This is a genomic window from Streptomyces sp. NPDC107538 (assembly GCF_055657445.1).
In genome coordinates, this window is the sequence record NZ_JBVKAY010000028.1 from 1 (window position 1) to 16,451 (window position 16,451).

Below are 16,451 nucleotides of genomic sequence, written 5' to 3' on the forward strand. Positions count from 1 at the left end.
GAAAGACACGGCCCCTGCGGGCCGAAAAGCAGAGGGGCGCAGCCCCTGCTTTTCAGGGGCGCGGGGAACTGCGCGACCAGCCCCCACCCACCCGCACCCGCCAACGCACCACAGCCGCACCCCCGTTGAGCGCACCCCCGCTCAAACGCCGCCCCACCTGCACAAACCCGGGACAACCAAGGCACCCGGTGTCGTCGCCGAAGGCACCCCGTGCCGACTTTCTCGTGATCAAGATATTTTGCCCGCAACCCTTTGATCGATCATCGATCAGCGGGTTACAGTCGCCGACGGACCTCCACCGAGGTCCCCTGCCCTGTCCTGCCAAAGACCAAGGGCAACCCCGAACCCTTACCGATGAGGGAACCCCCTTCGACTGAGGAAGGCGGCGCAATGACCGACCCCAACGCCATCCAGCCGAGCGCGCTCGACCAGCTCCCCGACCGCGACCCGGAGGAGACCGCCGAATGGCAGGCCTCCCTGGACGCCGTCACCAAGGCGGCCGGGCCGCACCGCGCGGCGTACCTGATGCGCCGCACCCTGGAGCGTGCGGAGGGCAACGGCATCGCGCTGCCCAAGCTGCTCGAGACGGACTACGTCAACACCATCCCCACCGCCGCCGAGCCGGGCATCCCCGGTGACGAGGCGATGGAGCGCCGTATCACCGCGTGGAACCGCTGGAACGCGGCCGCGATGGTCACCCGTGGCTCCAAATACGGCGTCGGCGGCCACATCGCCACCTTCGCCTCCGCGGCCTGGCTCTACGAGACGGGCTTCAACCACTTCTTCAAGGGCAAGGAGGCCGACGGCTCGGGCGACCAGCTCTACATCCAGGGCCACGCCTCCCCCGGCATCTACGCCCGCGCCTTCCTCGACGGCCGCCTGAACGAGTCCCACCTGGACAACTTCCGCCGCGAGTCCGCCGGCAACGGCCTCCCGTCGTACCCGCACCCCCGCCGCCTGCCCTGGCTGTGGGAGTTCCCGACGGTGAGCATGGGCCTCGGCCCCCTCTCCGCCATCTACCAGGCGCGCTTCAACCGCTATCTCACCAGCCGCGGCATCAAGGACGTCTCGAACTCCCACGTCTGGGCGTTCCTCGGCGACGGCGAGATGGACGAGCCGGAGTCCACGGCGGCACTCGCCCTGGCCTCCCGTGAAGGTCTCGACAACCTCACCTTCGTCATCAACTGCAACCTCCAGCGCCTCGACGGGCCGGTCCGCGCGAACTTCAAAATCGTGCAGGAGCTGGAGGCCCAGTTCCGGGGCGCCGGCTGGAACGTGGTGAAGTCGCTGTGGGGTTCGGCCTGGGACGAGCTGTTCCAGCTGGACACGACCGGTGCGCTCGTCCGCCGCCTCCGCGAGGTACCGGACGCGCAGGTGCAGACGTACCAGACCCGCGACGCCGCCTACATCCGCCAGGACTTCTTCGGCAAGGACCCGGCGCTCGTCGAGCTGGCGAAGCTGCTGAGCGACGACAAGATCCTGGAGTGCTTCCACCTCTCGCGCGGTGGTCACGAGGCGCGCAAGGTCTACGCCGCCTACAAGGCCGCCGTCGAGTTCAAGGGCGCGCCGACCGTGATCCTGGCCCAGACCGTCAAGGGCTTCACCCTCGGCGAGGGCTTCGCGTCGAAGAACGCCAACCACCAGATGAAGAAGCTGTCGACGGACGAGTTCAAGCAGATGCGTGATCTGCTCGAACTCCCCATCAAGGACAGCGACTTCGTCGACGGCGTGGTGCCCTACGGCCACCCGGGCGCCGACTCCGCCGAGGTCCGCTACCTCCAGGAACGCCGCGCCGCGCTCGGTGGTCCCGCCCCGGCCCGCCGCACCCACGCCCTGGCGCCCCTCCCGGCCGCCGCCGACAAGACCTTCGCCGCCTTCGACAAGGGCTCCGGCTCGCAGAACGTGGCGACGACCATGGCGTTCGTCCGCCTCGTCAAGGACCTGGTCCGCGACAAGCAGACGGGCCGCCGCTGGGTGCCGATCGTCCCCGACGAGGCCCGCACCTTCGGCATGGAGAGCCTCTTCCCCTCCCTCGGGATCTACTCCCCCAAGGGCCAGACGTACGAGCCGGTCGACCGTGACCAGCTGATGTACTACAAGGAGGCCAAGGACGGGCAGATCCTCAACGAGGGGATCACCGAGGCCGGTTCGATGGCCGACTTCATCGCCGCTTCGACGTCGTATTCGACGCACGGCGAGGCGATGATCCCGTTCTACATCTTCTACTCGATGTTCGGCTGGCAGCGGACCGCCGACCAGATGTGGCAGCTCGGCGACCAGCTCGGCCGCGGCTTCCTCGTCGGCGCCACGGCCGGCCGTACGACGCTGACGGGCGAGGGCCTGCAGCACGCCGACGGCCACTCGCCGGTGATCGCGGCGACCAACCCGGCGGCGCTGACGTACGACCCGGCGTTCGCGTACGAGGTCGCGGCGATCGTGAAGGACGGTCTGCGCCGGATGTACGGCGAGGCCGCCCCCGGCGAGGACCCGAACGTCTTCTACTACCTGACCGTCTACAACGAGCCGCTGCCGCAGCCCGCGAAGCCGGGCGTGGCCGGGGTGGACGAGGGCATCGTCAAGGGCCTCTACCGCTTCAACACGGCCGAGTCGGCGGGGCTGTCCCCGGTGGCGAACGCGCCGCGTGTCCAGCTGCTCGGTTCCGGTACGGCGATCCACTGGGCGCTGGAGGCGCAGAAGCTGCTCGCGGAGGAGTGGGGTGTCGCGGCGGACGTGTGGTCCGCGACCTCCTGGAGCGAGCTGCGGCGGGACGCGCTGGACGCGGACGCGGCGCTGCTGCGGGGTGAGGAGCGGGTGCCGTACGTCCGGCAGGTGCTCCATGGCGCCGAGGGGCCGGTGCTGGCCGTGTCCGACTACATGCGGCAGGTGCCGGACCAGATCGCGCAGTGGGTGGAGCAGGACTACTCGTCGCTGGGCGCGGACGGGTTCGGTCTCTCTGACACCCGTGAGGCGGCTCGGCGTCACTTCGGTGTCGACGCGCAGTCCGTCGTCGTCGCGGCGCTTGCGCAGCTTGCGCGGCGTGGTGAGGTGAAGGCGACGGCGGTGAAGGAAGCGCGGGAGCGGTACGGGCTGTAAGGGGCCGGGCGCCTTATAGCTCGGGGGGTGCGGTCTCGTCGGCGGGTGCGGGTGCGTGGGGGCTGTTCGCGCAGTTCCCCGCGCCCCTGAAAAGCAGGGGCTGCGCCCCGTGCTTTTCAGACCCGCCGCCGGTCACCTTTCAGGCCGCAGGGGCCTGGTCTTTTAGGGGCGCGGGGAACTGCGCGAGAAGCCCCACCGGGCCGCACCCGACGACGCACCCCCTCGTTGCCGGCCTCGCCCGGCATCATGGCCGCATGCGTGCTGCCCGGCTGATCAAAATGGTGCTGCTTCTCCAGTCCCGGCCCTCCATGACCGCCGCCGAACTCGCCCGGGAGCTGGAGGTCTCCGAGCGGACGGTCACCCGGGACGCCCAGGCGCTGTCGGAGGCCGGGGTCCCGGTGTACGCGGACCGGGGCCGGGCCGGAGGCTATCGGCTGATCGGCGGGTACCGGACCCGACTGACGGGGCTGGCACGGAGCGAGGCCGAGGCGCTGTTCCTCAGCGGCGTACCGGGGGCCCTGCGCGAGATGGGCCTGGAGGACGCGGCCTCCGCCGCCCGGCTGAAGGTCTCGGCCGCCCTGCTCCCCTCCCTCCGCGACGCCTCCCGCACGGCCTCCCAGCGCTTCCACCTCGACGCTCCGAGCTGGTTCAAGGAGCCGAAGACCCCCGACCTGCTGCCCGCCGTCGCGGACGCCGTGTGGGCCGACCACCGTATCGTCACGCGCTACCGCAGGGGCGACACCGAGGTCGAGCGGGAGTTGGAACCGTACGGCCTCGTCCTCAAGGCCGGCGTCTGGTACCTCTGCGCCCGTGTGCCGGACGAAAACCACGGCACAGGCACCGGTTCCTTCCGTACCTATCGGATCGACCGGTTCCTGTCCGTCGACACCGACAGCGACGGCTACTGCGGCCACTTCACGCGCGACGAGGAGTTCGACCTGCCGGCCCACTGGGACGCGCAGGCGGAGCGGTTCGCGCGGTCGATCCTGCGGGTCGAGGTCGTCGTACGGCTGTCGGCGGAGGGCGGGCGGAGGCTGCCGCACGTCGTGGATCCCGTCGCGGCCCGGGACGCGCTGGCGGCGGCGATCGAGCCGCCCGACGCTGACGGCCGGACCACCGTCGCGCTCCGCGCCGAGTCGGAGGAGGTGGCGCACACCCAGCTCACGGCGCTGGGGGCGGAGGCCGAGATCCTGGCCCCCGAGAGCCTGCGGGAGCGCTTCGCGGCCGACGCGCGCCGGCTCGCCGGGCTGTACGCGACCCCATGACCGAGATAACGATCCGCCGTCCTCCGCGTGCGTACGGCCCGCCCAGGCACGATGCTGGACCCGTGATGGACGAGACGGAGTTCTGGGAGCTGGTGGACACGGCCCGCGAGGACGCCGAGGGCGATCCGGAGGACCAGGCCGACCTGCTCGTGGAACGGCTCGGCCGGCTGGACCCGGAGGCGGTGCTGGACTTCGCCCGACACTTCGAGTCCCGTTACAACCGCGCCTACACCTGGGACCTTTGGGGCGCCGCCTGGCTGCTGCTGGACGGTGCCAGTGACGACGCGTTCGACTTCTTCCGCTGCTGGCTGATCGGCCAGGGCCGGGAGGTCTTCGAGGGGGCGGTGCACGACCCCGACGCGCTCGCCGAGCTGCTGGGCGACTTCGACGAGGAGGTCGACGGGGACGGCGAGGAGCTGGGGTACGCCGCGGACGAGGCGTACGAGCAGCTCACCGGTGTGGTCGCCCCGGATCTCGGGATCCCGCCCGCGCCCGGTGAACCCGAGGGCACCCCGCTCGACTTCGAGGACGAGTCCGCGCTCGCGGAACGCCTCCCGAAGCTCTGCGAACGCTTCAGGCCCTGAGCCCGCGGTTCGACGAGCGCGGCAGGTAGGCGTACTGCTCGGTGGTGTACGGCTGGGCGTGGGGGCGCCGTTCCTTGCCCGGCACGGGGTGTTCGGGGGCCGAGGCGCCGTGCAGGGGCGCGGAGTTGGCGCGGTCCAGCGCGGACGCGGTGACGGCGGACGGGCCGAGGACGACGACGGCGGTCGCGCAGGCCACCGTCCAGGGGCTCCGCAGGGCCGAGGACCAGGACCTCTTCGGGTCACGGGACGCGTTCTTCGCGCTCTTCGTGTTCGTCGTGTTCGTCGTGTTCGTCGTACGGCTGCTGATCATTTTCCCCACCTCCGGTCGGCTTGACGACTACGAAGTTAGGGCGCGGATCTTGGAGAAGTCTGTGAGGCCGCGGCACGCTCTCTGTGAACCTCATGAGATCTGTCTCAACCGGGGTCCGTCTCAACTCCGGCCCTGGAGGCGGGCCGCCAGCTCCCTGATCGCGGGCAGGCGTTCCGCGAGGGCCGCGCCGGGGCAGCTGGTCATGAAGCCGTCGCTGTGGCCCGCGAGCGTGGGCAGCAGGGCGGAGGTGCCGGCGGCGTAGCGGCTGAGGCTGTTGCTGGAGGTGAGCCGGACGCTGCCGCGGGGGTCGGTGTCGGAGAGGCCGAGCTTCCAGGCGGCGAGGGCGGCGATCGCGTCGGTCATGGCCTGCGGGACGGGGACACCGGCGGTGAAGGTGCCGAGGGCGGCGATGCCGGTGGTGCGGTGGTTGAAGCCCTGGGTGTGGGCACCGGTGACCGCGCGGTCGACGCCGCCCGCGCGGCCCTCGTAGATGGTGCCGCAGCGGTCGACGAGGAAGTTGTAGCCGATGTCGTCCCAGTCCTTGGCACCGGTCTGGCCGGTGTACAGGTGACGGATGATGCGGGGCGCGTCGGCGCAGTCGTAGCCGTTGGGCGAGTCCGTGTGGTGGACGAAGACGGCGGCGACCTCGTCGTCGTAGCGGGCGGGCGGCTGGCTGGGCGGGTCCTGCTCCAGCTCCAGCCAGCGGGTCCTGGGCACGATGGGCGGCCGGGGCGCCTGGTGCGGCAGCGCGGGCCGGGCGGCGACGGAGTTGCCCGCGCCGTCTCCGGTGCGGTCCACGCCGATCGCGCACAGCACCAGCGCGAGGACGGCCGCGAGCCCGGGCAGACAGGCCAGCAGCAGGAGCACGGGCCGGGGCAGGTCCAGGCGCTCCCCGGCCGCACGCATACGGTCCCGGGCCCGGCGCATAGGGTCCCGGGCCCGGCGCAGACGGTCGTGGGCGCCGCCCAGGTGGTCGTGGGCCTCGCCCAGGCGGTTATGGGCCCCGCCCAGGCGCCGCTGGGCCGGGTCCGGGGCGTGCGGGGTCCGTACGCGGCGGCGCCACACGCTCGGCAGCCGCCGTATTCGCGCCCCCCGTGCCCTCCGGAACACACGCATGGCCCCAGAGTCACCCGGATGCGCGCCGGCCGCGATGTGGGGTGGGCCACCCGGTGGAAGCGGAAGGAACCAACCCCGTACTCCAGGACGTTTTTACGATTCAGGGCGGTGGCGGCTCGGTGGTGGCCGGTTCGCGCGGGTCGGCGGGGCTCGCGGCCGGCGTAACTGATCACTGCGCCCGCCCCGCGCGTACTACAGGGTCCCTGAAGAGAGGCGGCTGGAGTGGACGTGCTCGACATCCTGCTGATGCTGGTGATCCTGGCCTACGCGGCGTCGGGTTACCGGCGCGGGCTGGTAGCGGGATGTGTGTCCCTCGCCGGTTTCGTGGGCGGCGCGGCGATAGGCGTCTGGGTGCTGCCCTGGATGATGGAGCTGGTGGAGGCGGGCACCCCGGCGGCCACGGTCACGGCAGTGCTGACGGTGCTGGTGCCGGGGGTGATCGGGCACGAGCTGGCGGGCCGGCTGGCGCTGCGGCTGCGCCGGGAGATCGACCGCAGTCCGCTGCGGGTGGCCGACGGCGTCGGCGGGGCGGCGGCCAACACGGTCGCGGTGCTGATCGTGGCGTGGGTGGCCGCGAGCGTCCTGGGCGCGTCCTCGTCCCCGGTGGTGACCAACTCGATCCGTAACTCCGCGCTGCTGGGCGCCGTGCAGAACACCATGCCGGACACCACCCCGGCCTGGTTCTCCGACGCCACCTCCGCGCTCACCGAGGCGGGTTTCCCGCAGGTCTTCAACCCGTTCGAGAACGAGGCGACGGCCGAGGTCGCCAAGCCCTCCGGCGACAGTGTCACCGCGGCGGCGACCGGCGCCGCCAAGCGCAGCACGGTGAAGATCGAGGGCGTCGCCGGCACCCAGGGCCGCGAGGGCAGCGGCTTCGTGTACGCGACCGAGCATGTGATGACCAACGCCCATGTGGTGGCGGGCATCGACGACCCGAGCGTACGGGTGGGCGGTGTCGGCAAGGCGTACGAGGCGAAGGTCGTGCTCTTCGACTCCGACAAGGACGTGGCGGTGCTCTACGTCCCGGGCCTGAAGGCGCCGTTGCTGCGCTTCGACGACAGCGCGAAGCGAGGGGACGCGGCGGTGGTGGCCGGTTATCCCGAGGACGGCGGCCTGGACCTCCAGGCGGCCACGGTCGCCAGCCGGATCGACGCGACCGGCCGGAACATCTACAACACCGATTCGGTCACCCGTGACATCTACTCGATCCGCTCCACCGTCCGCCCCGGCAACTCCGGCGGCCCCCTCCTCACCACCGACGGCCGCGTCTTCGGCGTCGTCTTCGCCCGCTCCACTTCGGACGCGGAGACGGGGTACGTCCTCACCGTGGACGAGGTCGTCCCCGACGCGGAGCGGGCGGCGATCGCGACGGCGCCGGTGGACACGGGCGATCTGGTCACCTCATGACCGTGAGGGGCTGTCGGCTCAGAGCCGGCAGCCCATCAGCACGTCGTCCACGTACTGCCCGTCGAGCAGGAACTCCTCGGGCAGGACGCCCTCGACCACGAAGCCCTCGGACTCGTAGAGCTTCCTGGCCGGGGTGTTGTGGCCGAGGACGCGCAGGGTGAGGCGGCGGGCGCCACGACGGCGCGACTCGTCCTGTGCGGCGCGCAGCAGCGCCCGTGCGACGCCCGCCCCGCGCGCCGTGTCGGCGACGGCGAGGCCCTGGATCTGCCGGACGTGGGTGTGGCAGGCGAGCCCTGTGGGGCGGACGATCCGGACGTAGCCGACGACGCTGCCGTCGAGTTCGGCGACGAGATGGTCCTGGGCGCCGACCCGCTCGTTGAAGAAGGGCTCGTAGGGCTGTCGGGGGCGTTCCTGGACGGAGTGCAGCGTGGACCAGGTGTCGCGGTCGAGGCGGCCGAGCGTGTCCTCGTCGTCCGGGGTCGCGACGCGTATGTACGGAACGGGCATGGCGGCCACTGTACGGCGGCGGCGCGGCGGGTGGGACCGGCGGTGACAGGATGGGGGCATGACCGCTGACGCGCCCGTTCCGCCCGGTTCTCGTATCGCGATCGCCGGCGCGTCCGGCCTGATCGGTTCGGCACTGGCCCGTTCCCTCACCAACGACGGCCACGAGGTGCTCCGGCTCGTGCGGCGGGCGCCCCGGGCGCCGGGTGAGGTGCGCTGGGACCCGGACGCGGGGCGGGTCGACATGGCGGGGCTCGCGGGGTGCGCGGCCGTCGTCAACCTCGCCGGGGCGGGGGTCGCCTCTCGCCGCTGGACAGACGCGTACAAGGCGACGATCCGCGCCAGCCGGGTGCATGGCACCCGGACGCTCGCCGAGGCCGCCGCCGCCCTCGACACCCCGCCGAGCGTCTTCGTCAACGGCAGCGCGATCGGCTTCTACGGCTACACGGGCGACCGGGTGGTGGACGAGTCGGCGGGGCCGGGGTCGGAGTTCCTGTCCGCGCTGTGCGTGGAGTGGGAGGGGGCGGCCGGGGCCGCGCGGGAGGCCGGGATCCGGACGGCGTTCGCCCGGACCGGGCTGGTCGTGGCCCGGGGCGGGGGTGCGTGGGGGCCGCTGTTTCCGCTGTTCAAGGCCGGGTTGGGCGGGCGGATGGGGGACGGGCGGCAGTACTGGAGCTTCATCTCCCTGTACGACGAGGTCGCCGCGCTGCGGCATCTGCTCTTCACTCCGTCGCTGTCCGGGCCGTTCAACCTGACGGCGCCGAACCCTCTCACCAACCGCGAGATCACGGCGGCCATGGGGCGCGTGCTGCACCGGCCCACGCTCTTCACGGTGCCCGCGCCGGCGCTCCGGCTCGCCCTCGGGGGCGTCGCCGGGGATGTCCTCGGCAGCACGCGGGCGGTTCCCACACGGTTGCTGGAGTCGGGCTTCACGTTCCGGTACCCGGAGATCGACGACGCGATTCGGGTGGCGGCGGAGGGGTAGGGGGCGGCCGGGGGTACGTCGTCGGGTGCGGGTCCGGTGGGGCTTCTCGCGCAGTTCCCCGCGCCCCTTAAGGGCCTCCGGCCCTTTCGGGCCGAAAAGCACGGGGCGCAGCCCCTGCTTTTCAGGGGCGCGGGGAACTGCGCGAGAAGCCCCACCGGGCCCGCGGTCGCAAGTGGACCCGCACCCCCCGGACGCCCGGCGCACACGCACCCCCTCCATGCCCCCGTGCGAGGTCACACGCTCCTTCCCCGGAACCGACCCCCACCTTCACTCTCAAGCCGAACTCAGGTATTTCAGATGGGTGTTGGGGGCATAAAGCCCCCGCAGCCGCGCGACCTCGGGAGGGGCACGTGCTTGAGTCGGTGCACCAGTCGGCGTTCTCGGCGGACACGGAGTACGCCGAGGACGCGGACGTCATCGTCGTAGGAGCCGGCGTGGCCGGCCTCGCCGCGGCCGGACATCTGACCAGGGCGGGTCTGCGGACCACCGTCCTGGAGGCCGCCCCCGCCGTCGGCGGCCGTATGTCGACCGAGAAGATCGACGGCTTCCGGCTGGACCGGACGGCGCAGTTGCTCTCCACGTCGTACCCGGAACTGCGCCGCACCCCGGGCCTGGACACCCTGCCCCTGCGGCCGTTCGCCCCGGGCGTCCTGCTGCACGCCGACGGCCGTCATCAGCGGGCCGGCGCCACCCCGGTCCTGCGGAGCGCGAGGGGCGCACTCACGGCCGCGCGCGCCCTCGCAAGCGCCCCCAGGCTCCCCCGCAACCAGGGCCGCCAGCAGGTCCGTTCCACGGGCACCCGGCCCGGCCGGCTGGGGGCTCCCGCCGACCAGTCCCGGCTGGCCATGGCCCTGGCCCGGCTCGCCGCGACCGCGCCCGAACGGCTCCTCGCCCGGGCGGAGGTCCCGGCGGCCCAGGCCCTGGCGACCCGGGGTTTCCCGCCCCGGACGATCGACGGTTTCGTCCGCCCCCTGCTGGCCGCGCTGCTCGCGGACCCGGCGCTGGGGACCTCCAGCCGCTGCGCCGACCTGGCCCTGCACACCTTCGCGACGGGTCGGCTGTGCATCCCGGAGGGCGGCGCCGACACGCTTCCGGAGTTGCTCGCGGCGGCGCTGCCACCGGGTTCGGTCCGTACGGGGGTCGAGGTCACCGGGATCAGCACGACCTCGGTGACGACGGCGCACCACGGTGAACTCACCTGCCGCGCGGTGGTGCTGGCCACGGACGCCCGCTCGGCCGCCGAGCTGCTGCCGGGGCTGCGGGTGCCGGACTTCCACCCGGTGACGGTGCTGCACCACGCCACGGACGAGCCCCCGTTGGGCGAGGCGGCGCTGCTGCTGGACGCCGACCGCAGCGGGCCCGTCTCGCACACGGCGGTGATCAGCCAGGTCGACCCGAGCCGGGCCCCGGCGGGCCGCGCCCTGATCACCTCCACGGTCCTCGGCACTCCCCCGGCCCCCGCGCACCTCGACGCGACGGTCCGGGCCCAACTGGCCCGGCTCTACCGCACGTCCACCACCCGCTGGGAGCTCCTCGCCGCGTACCACGTGCCCGAGGCGGTCCCCGCGATGCCCGCGCCGCACGATCTGCGCCGCCCGGTGCGCCTGCTGGCCGGCCTCTACGTCTGCGGCGACCACCGCGACACCAGCACCGTCCAGGGCGCCCTGCACTCCGCCCGCCGGGCCGCCCACGCGGTGCTGACGGACCTGGACACCCGCCCGACGTTCCTGGAGGAGGAACCGTTGGACGCGGCGGCGTGAACGACGGCAGGGGCGCCCGGAGTTGAACCCGGGCGCCCCTGTCGCAAGCCGTACGCCTACCCGAGCGCCGCCACCTTGTCCCGGTAGCCCCGCACCGGGGCGGCGTCCCGGTAGGGCTCCAGGCGGCGTTCGAAGTCGCGGACGTACTCCACGGCCCGTACGGACCGCATCTCGGCGGCCTGCCCGGCGGCCTCCGCGCCCAACTGGCAGGCCTGGTCCAGCTCGCCTAGGCCCAGCCGGGCCGAGGCGAGGACGACCCGGCAGAAGAGCCGGCTGCGGGCGTACGCGGGCGCCCTCAACTGCAGGGACCGTTCCGCGTGTTGAGCGGCCGCCCGGTACTGCTGGAGGTCGCGGTGGCTGTGCCCGAACTCGTCGGCGAGCTGTGCCTCGTCGAAGAACCGCGCCCAGTACGGGACCTCGTCCCCGGGGCGGGCCGTCTCCAGGGCGCGTTCGGCGCGGACCAGCGCGGCCGTGGAGGCCCGCACCTCGCCGAGCACCGCGTGCCCGCGCGCCTCGACGGAGTGCAGCAGCGACTGGACCACCGGCGGTACAGCCGACCCGACGCCCTGCTGGGCGACGCGCGCGAGCTGCACGGCCTCCCTGCCGTGCCCCAGATAGACCGCCTGACGGCTCATCGTGACGAGCACATACGCCCCGTACGCCCGGTCCCCCGCCGCCTGCGCCAGCCTGAGCGCCTGCACGAAGTACCGCTGGGCGAGGCCGTGCGCCCCGATGTCGTACGAGGTCCAGCCGGCCAGCCGGGTCAGGTCGGCGGCGGCGGCGAACAGCCGCCGGCCGATCTGCTCGCCGTAGGCGCCGCGCAGCATGGGCTCGGCCTCGTGCTCCAGGTAGCGCACGAGGGCCTGGCGGGCGTGGCCGCCGCCGTACGCGTCGTCGAGGGCGCGGAACAGCTCCCCCACCGAGCGGAGGGCGGCGATGTCCCCGCCGGTGACCTTCTGGCCGGGGCCGCGCTCGGTCTGGCTGCGCTGCCGGGGGACGACCGGGCGGCCCTGCGGGGGGACCCGGGTGGCTGCCGGGTCACCGCGTCCCACCCGGTCGTCGGCCCGGCCGATCAGCCAGTCGCGACTGGGGACGACGAGTCCGGCGGGGGTGAAGGCGATCTTCCGCAGCTCGGCGTGGCTGCCGGAGTCCTTGCGCCACAGACCACCGACGATGTCGATGGCCTCCTCGGGGGTCGCGGCGAACTCCAGGCCCGCGTAGACGGGTGCACAGGCGTCCAGGCCGAGGTCCTGGGCGGTGAGCCGGCGGCCGAGGCGGCGGGTGAACACCTCGGCGATGAGGGCGGGTGTCGTCCCCCGGGGCTGCTGACCACGCAGCCAGCGGGTGACCGACGTCTTGTCGTATCTGAGGTCGAGGCCGTGTTCGAGACCGAGCTGGTCCACACGGCGCGCTAGTCCCGCGTTCGAGAACCCCGCTTCTGCGATGAGGGCGGCGAGCTGGCGGTTGGGGGTGCGCTGCGCGGGTCGTTCCGTCATCTGCGGTGCGGTCTCCTGCCTTCCGGGTGTCGGCGGGGTTTCCCGGATTGCCTGGTGAGAAGCCTTTTGCGGCCTTGTGAACGGCGCGAATGTAGCGGAGAGTAAGCGCCCGATCGCACACTTCCGGGTCCATTCATCCGATCGTGTGAGGATTTGCCGCACGGCTGACGTGGAGGGCCTCCGACACGCGCCGGCTGGGCCCCTCGTACGCCCGGCGGCCGGGGCGTACGACGAGCGTCGGCATCCGCCTGCGCGCCTGGTACGACGGGCGCCGGGCACCACTCGAACGGCGGCCGGTCCTACGGTCGTACAGTGGCTTGGGCGCTTCACGCGCCTGACGGGGGCGACAGAACGACAGCCGAGGGAGGCGCTTGCCGTGAGTGGGTTGCGGTTCGTCCGCATGGGGTTCGGCACGGAGGCCGTCGAGTACCAGGAGGCGTGGGACGAGCAGCGCCGGGTGCACGCGGCCCGCTTCACCGACGAGGTCCCCGACACCGTGCTGCTCCTGGAGCACCCGCCGGTCTACACGGCCGGGCGGCGTACGGCCGACAACGAGCGCCCCCTCGACGGCACGCCCGTCATCGACGTCGACCGCGGCGGCAAGATCACCTGGCACGGGCCGGGGCAGCTGGTGGGGTACCCCATCCAGAAGCTGCCCCGTCCGGTGGACGTGGTCGCCCATGTACGGCGGCTCGAAGAGGCCCTGATCCGTACGTGCGCGGAGTTCGGCGTCGAGACGACCCGGGTGGAGGGCCGCAGCGGGGTGTGGGTGCTCGGCGATCCGGTCGAGCGGCGGCCCTCTCTCGGGGGGCTTTCGCTGGACCTCGATCCGCGGATGACCGACGACGAGTTCGACCCCCGGATGAACGGGCCGGAGTACGCGCCGTCCAACGCGGGGCAGCGGCGTGAGGACCGCAAGATCGCGGCGATCGGGATCCGGGTCGCGAAGGGGGTCACGATGCACGGCTTCGCGCTCAACGTGAACCCCGACAACAAGTGGTTCGACCGGATCATCCCGTGCGGGATCCGTGATGCGGGCGTCGCGTCCCTCGCGGCCGAGCTGGGCCGGGACGTCACCATCGCCGAGGTGTTGCCGGTGGCCGAGCGGCATCTGCGGGATGTCCTGGAGCACGCCGATCTGAAGCCGCGGGTGGTGGAGCGGGTGTCGGCGTAGTCCGCGTCAGGGGGTGAGGGTTCGGCTCGTTGGCGGGTGCGGGTCCGGTGGGGCTTCTCGCGCAGTTCCCCGCGCCCCTGAAAAAGCGGGCTGCGCCCTGCTTTTTCGGGCCGAAAAGCATGGGGCGCAGCCCCTGCTTTTCAGGGGCGCGGGGAACTGCGCGACCAGCCCCCACCGGACCCGCACGTACCCACCCACCCCGCGCGGAGCGCAAACGCGGGGGCGAGGGAATGTCGCCGTGGAGCCGAAGGTTGCCCACCCCGGGGAGCGAGAACCGTACGGGCGTACCCTGGTGGACGCCGAAGAATCGAAGCACAGGGAGCCGATGTGTCCGCAGTCGCACCCGACGGACGCAAGATGCTGCGCCTGGAGGTCCGGAACAGCCAGACCCCCATCGAGCGCAAGCCCGAGTGGATCAAGACCCGGGCGAAAATGGGCCCCGAGTACACGAAGATGCAGGCCCTGGTGAAGGGCGAGGGGCTGCACACGGTCTGCCAGGAGGCGGGCTGCCCCAACATCTACGAATGCTGGGAGGACCGCGAGGCCACCTTCCTCATCGGCGGCGACCAGTGCACCCGCCGCTGCGACTTCTGCCAGATCGACACCGGCAAGCCCGAGGCCCTGGACCGCGACGAGCCCCGCCGCGTGGGCGAGTCCGTGGTCACCATGGACCTGAACTACGCCACCATCACCGGCGTCGCCCGCGACGACCTGGAGGACGGCGGCGCCTGGCTCTACGCCGAGACGGTCCGCCAGATCCACGAGCAGACCTCGCAGCGCGCGGACGGCCGCACCAAGGTCGAGCTGCTGGCCCCCGACTTCAACGCCGTACCGGAGCTGCTGGAGGAGGTCTTCGCCTCCCGCCCCGAGGTCTTCGCGCACAACGTCGAGACCGTGCCCCGGATCTTCAAGCGCATCCGCCCCGGCTTCCGCTACGAGCGCTCCCTGAAGGTCATCACCGAGGCCCGTGACTACGGTCTGGTCACGAAGTCGAACCTGATCCTCGGCATGGGCGAGACCCGCGAGGAGGTCAGCGAGGCGCTGAAGCAGCTGCACGACGCCGGCTGCGAGCTGGTCACCATCACCCAGTACCTGCGCCCGAGCGTCCGCCACCACCCCGTGGAGCGCTGGGTCAAGCCGCAGGAGTTCGTCGAACTGAAGCAGGAGGCCGACGAGATCGGCTTCTCCGGTGTGATGTCCGGCCCGCTGGTCCGCTCCTCGTACCGGGCCGGCCGCCTCTACCAGATGGCCGTCGAGAAGCGGGGCGCGTACATCGCCTCCCAGGCCGTCTGACCCCGTTCCCGGCCCGTTCGCACGGCATGGTCGCCGCTAGGCCGAATGGCACGGAGTGCCACCCGATTCGTGTGAATCTGAGCACAAGCGGCTACTCGCCGGTAATGGCCGATTGACCGCGGTCCTGACCGTCCTCGCAGATGAGGGCACCGTCAGGGCCGCGTCGGGGTTCAAGGGCCGCCCATCAAGGTTTCATTGGCGTTTGACCGGTCGGTCACGCCCTGGTAACACCAATCAGTGACCCTGGTTTCACGCCCGGTACAGGGTCCTAGCCAGAGCAGCCATCCCGAGGGGGGACCTCCCATGCAGGCCGCACCCGTTCGTGCCACAGCGATCCCGTCGTTCACCGATGCACTCCGTGCCGTCGAGTCGCTGCTCATGAGCAGTGGTCAGCGCACCGCCCGTCGCAACGCCTGGACCTCCGTCCTGGAGGACCGCCGCCGCGCCAAGGACCGCGTCGAGACCGAGCGCGTCCTCGAAGCCGCCGTCGCCTCGCGCACCTCGTAACACCGCACCCCCACACTCCGCTCCAACCCGCTCCACCCGCTCCCCGTACGACCGCCGCACCACGCCGGCACCGCCGCCGCCCGGCCGCCGCTTCCCCAGCGCAGCCGCCGGTCCCCGGTCCCCACCGGCACCGCCGTCGTCCTCGCTTCCCCGGACACGTAGACTTCGTGCCATGGCGAGGAAGGAACCCGCAGCGGACGCTGCGAACCCCGGGCGACTCAAGCAGATCGCTCTGACGTACAAGATGACCCGCAGGGCCGACAAGAAGATCGGTCTTGTACTCGCGGCTGTCGGAATCATCACCTTCGGTGTCTTCCTCGCGATCGGTTTCTTGATCGGTCACCCCATCTATCTCGGCATCCTGGGCCTCCTGCTCGCCTTCCTCGCGACGGCGATCGTGTTCGGACGGCGGGCCGAGCGGGCCGCGTTCGGGCAGATGGAGGGCCAGCCGGGCGCCGCCGCGGCGGTCCTGGACAACGTGGGCCGTGGCTGGACCACGACGCCCGCGGTGGCGATGAACCGCAGCCAGGACGTGGTGCACCGGGCCGTCGGCAAGGCCGGCATCGTCCTGGTCGCCGAGGGCAACCCGAACCGCGTGAAGAGCCTGCTGGCCGCCGAGAAGCGGAAGATGGCCCGCATCGTGGCGGACGTCCCGGTGCACGACCTGGTCGTGGGCACCGGCGAGGGCCAGACCGAACTGAAGAAGCTCCGCACGACGATGCTCAAGCTGCCGCGCGTCCTCTCCGGCCCCCAGGTGACCGCCACCAACGACCGGCTGCGCGCGATGGGCGACCTGATGAGCAACATGCCGCTCCCCAAGGGCCCGATGCCCAAGGGCATGCGTATGCCGAAGGGCGGCCCGAAGGCCCGCTGACGGCATGACCACCACATGTACGACGAGGGGGCGCCCGGATCACTCCGGGCGCCCCCTCGTCGTACTCCGTCGTACTCAGGCCG

The 16,451-nt window shown here is 72.1% G+C and carries 14 protein-coding genes; 10 read left to right on the forward strand and 4 right to left on the reverse strand.

Features of this window, described 5'->3' with window-relative positions; translation table 11 throughout:
- Positions 1-390: 390 nt before the first annotated feature.
- From aceE to ACZ7MG_RS42945, 3 genes are all read left to right on the forward strand, one after another.
- A complete protein-coding gene (gene aceE / locus ACZ7MG_RS42935) occupies positions 391-3,093 on the forward strand; it encodes a pyruvate dehydrogenase (acetyl-transferring), homodimeric type (protein ID WP_471395840.1) in 2,703 nt (900 codons plus the stop codon).
- 254 nt (positions 3,094-3,347) lie between these two features.
- Positions 3,348-4,358: a helix-turn-helix transcriptional regulator gene (locus tag ACZ7MG_RS42940; protein WP_471395841.1), complete on the forward strand. Its 1,011-nt coding sequence runs from the start codon at positions 3,348-3,350 to the stop codon at positions 4,356-4,358.
- 65 nt (positions 4,359-4,423) lie between these two features.
- A complete protein-coding gene (locus ACZ7MG_RS42945) occupies positions 4,424-4,942 on the forward strand; it encodes a DUF4240 domain-containing protein (RefSeq protein WP_471395881.1) in 519 nt (172 codons plus the stop codon).
- Here ACZ7MG_RS42945 and ACZ7MG_RS42950 read toward each other — a convergent pair.
- Both ACZ7MG_RS42950 and ACZ7MG_RS42955 read right to left on the reverse strand, forming a co-directional pair.
- Positions 4,932-5,252 carry a hypothetical protein gene (locus ACZ7MG_RS42950; protein WP_471395842.1) on the reverse strand — a complete coding sequence of 107 codons (321 nt, stop codon included), beginning with the start codon at positions 5,250-5,252 and terminating at the stop codon, positions 4,932-4,934. The genes ACZ7MG_RS42945 and ACZ7MG_RS42950 overlap by 11 nt on opposite strands.
- A 120-nt stretch (positions 5,253-5,372) precedes the next feature.
- Positions 5,373-6,158, reverse strand: coding sequence for a peptidoglycan recognition protein family protein (locus ACZ7MG_RS42955; protein WP_471395882.1), 786 nt, complete (start codon positions 6,156-6,158; stop codon positions 5,373-5,375).
- A 432-nt stretch (positions 6,159-6,590) separates the two neighbouring features.
- Between ACZ7MG_RS42955 and ACZ7MG_RS42960 the strand changes: the two genes are divergently transcribed.
- The gene (locus ACZ7MG_RS42960; protein WP_471395843.1) at positions 6,591-7,775 is read left to right on the forward strand and encodes a MarP family serine protease; all 1,185 of its coding nucleotides are present in this window, start codon (positions 6,591-6,593) and stop codon (positions 7,773-7,775) included.
- A gap of 18 nt (positions 7,776-7,793) precedes the next feature.
- Here ACZ7MG_RS42960 and ACZ7MG_RS42965 read toward each other — a convergent pair whose 3' ends face one another.
- On the reverse strand, positions 7,794-8,282 hold the full coding sequence (locus tag ACZ7MG_RS42965) for a GNAT family N-acetyltransferase (protein ID WP_471395844.1): 489 nt from the start codon (positions 8,280-8,282) through the stop codon (positions 7,794-7,796).
- A gap of 58 nt (positions 8,283-8,340) precedes the next feature.
- Between ACZ7MG_RS42965 and ACZ7MG_RS42970 the strand changes: the two genes are divergently transcribed.
- Together ACZ7MG_RS42970 and ACZ7MG_RS42975 are read left to right on the forward strand one after the other, a co-directional pair.
- Positions 8,341-9,264 (forward strand): TIGR01777 family oxidoreductase, encoded by a 924-nt coding sequence (locus tag ACZ7MG_RS42970; protein WP_471395845.1) that lies wholly within the window; start codon positions 8,341-8,343, stop codon positions 9,262-9,264.
- A gap of 350 nt (positions 9,265-9,614) precedes the next feature.
- A complete protein-coding gene (locus ACZ7MG_RS42975) occupies positions 9,615-11,024 on the forward strand; it encodes an NAD(P)/FAD-dependent oxidoreductase (RefSeq protein ID WP_471395846.1) in 1,410 nt (469 codons plus the stop codon).
- 56 nt (positions 11,025-11,080) lie between these two features.
- Here the strand turns inward: ACZ7MG_RS42975 and ACZ7MG_RS42980 are convergent, their stop codons facing one another.
- Positions 11,081-12,520 carry a regulator gene (locus ACZ7MG_RS42980; RefSeq protein WP_152168212.1) on the reverse strand — a complete coding sequence of 480 codons (1,440 nt, stop codon included), beginning with the start codon at positions 12,518-12,520 and terminating at the stop codon, positions 11,081-11,083.
- 376 nt (positions 12,521-12,896) lie between these two features.
- Here ACZ7MG_RS42980 and lipB point away from each other — a divergent pair, with 376 nt between their 5' ends.
- The 4 genes from lipB to ACZ7MG_RS43000 all read left to right on the forward strand — a co-directional run bounded on the left by lipB (position 12,897) and on the right by ACZ7MG_RS43000 (position 16,368).
- On the forward strand, positions 12,897-13,694 hold the full coding sequence (gene lipB, locus ACZ7MG_RS42985) for a lipoyl(octanoyl) transferase LipB (protein WP_471395847.1): 798 nt from the start codon (positions 12,897-12,899) through the stop codon (positions 13,692-13,694).
- Positions 13,695-14,021: 327 nt separating this feature from the next.
- A complete protein-coding gene (gene lipA / locus ACZ7MG_RS42990) occupies positions 14,022-14,987 on the forward strand; it encodes a lipoyl synthase (protein ID WP_471395848.1) in 966 nt (321 codons plus the stop codon).
- Between the two features lie 303 nt (positions 14,988-15,290).
- Positions 15,291-15,494, forward strand: coding sequence for an SCO2195 family GlnR-regulated protein (locus tag ACZ7MG_RS42995; RefSeq protein ID WP_033527460.1), 204 nt, complete (start codon positions 15,291-15,293; stop codon positions 15,492-15,494).
- Positions 15,495-15,666: 172 nt separating this feature from the next.
- A complete protein-coding gene (locus tag ACZ7MG_RS43000) occupies positions 15,667-16,368 on the forward strand; it encodes a DUF4191 domain-containing protein (RefSeq protein ID WP_033527459.1) in 702 nt (233 codons plus the stop codon).
- The last annotated feature ends 83 nt before the right edge of the window (positions 16,369-16,451 follow it).

What these genes read in the sequence shown, in the direction of transcription:
- aceE (WP_471395840.1), top strand. Translation starts at nt 391, where the DNA reads ATGACCGACCCCAACGCCATCCAGCCGAGCGCGCTCGACCAGCTCCCC.
- ACZ7MG_RS42940 (WP_471395841.1), top strand. Translation starts at nt 3,348, where the DNA reads ATGCGTGCTGCCCGGCTGATCAAAATGGTGCTGCTTCTCCAGTCCCGG.
- ACZ7MG_RS42945 (WP_471395881.1), top strand. Translation starts at nt 4,424, where the DNA reads ATGGACGAGACGGAGTTCTGGGAGCTGGTGGACACGGCCCGCGAGGAC.
- ACZ7MG_RS42950 (WP_471395842.1), bottom strand. Translation starts at nt 5,252, where the DNA reads ATGATCAGCAGCCGTACGACGAACACGACGAACACGACGAACACGAAG.
- ACZ7MG_RS42955 (WP_471395882.1), bottom strand. Translation starts at nt 6,158, where the DNA reads ATGCGTGCGGCCGGGGAGCGCCTGGACCTGCCCCGGCCCGTGCTCCTG.
- ACZ7MG_RS42965 (WP_471395844.1), bottom strand. Translation starts at nt 8,282, where the DNA reads ATGCCCGTTCCGTACATACGCGTCGCGACCCCGGACGACGAGGACACG.
- ACZ7MG_RS42970 (WP_471395845.1), top strand. Translation starts at nt 8,341, where the DNA reads ATGACCGCTGACGCGCCCGTTCCGCCCGGTTCTCGTATCGCGATCGCC.
- ACZ7MG_RS42980 (WP_152168212.1), bottom strand. Translation starts at nt 12,520, where the DNA reads ATGACGGAACGACCCGCGCAGCGCACCCCCAACCGCCAGCTCGCCGCC.
- ACZ7MG_RS42995 (WP_033527460.1), top strand. Translation starts at nt 15,291, where the DNA reads ATGCAGGCCGCACCCGTTCGTGCCACAGCGATCCCGTCGTTCACCGAT.
- ACZ7MG_RS43000 (WP_033527459.1), top strand. Translation starts at nt 15,667, where the DNA reads ATGGCGAGGAAGGAACCCGCAGCGGACGCTGCGAACCCCGGGCGACTC.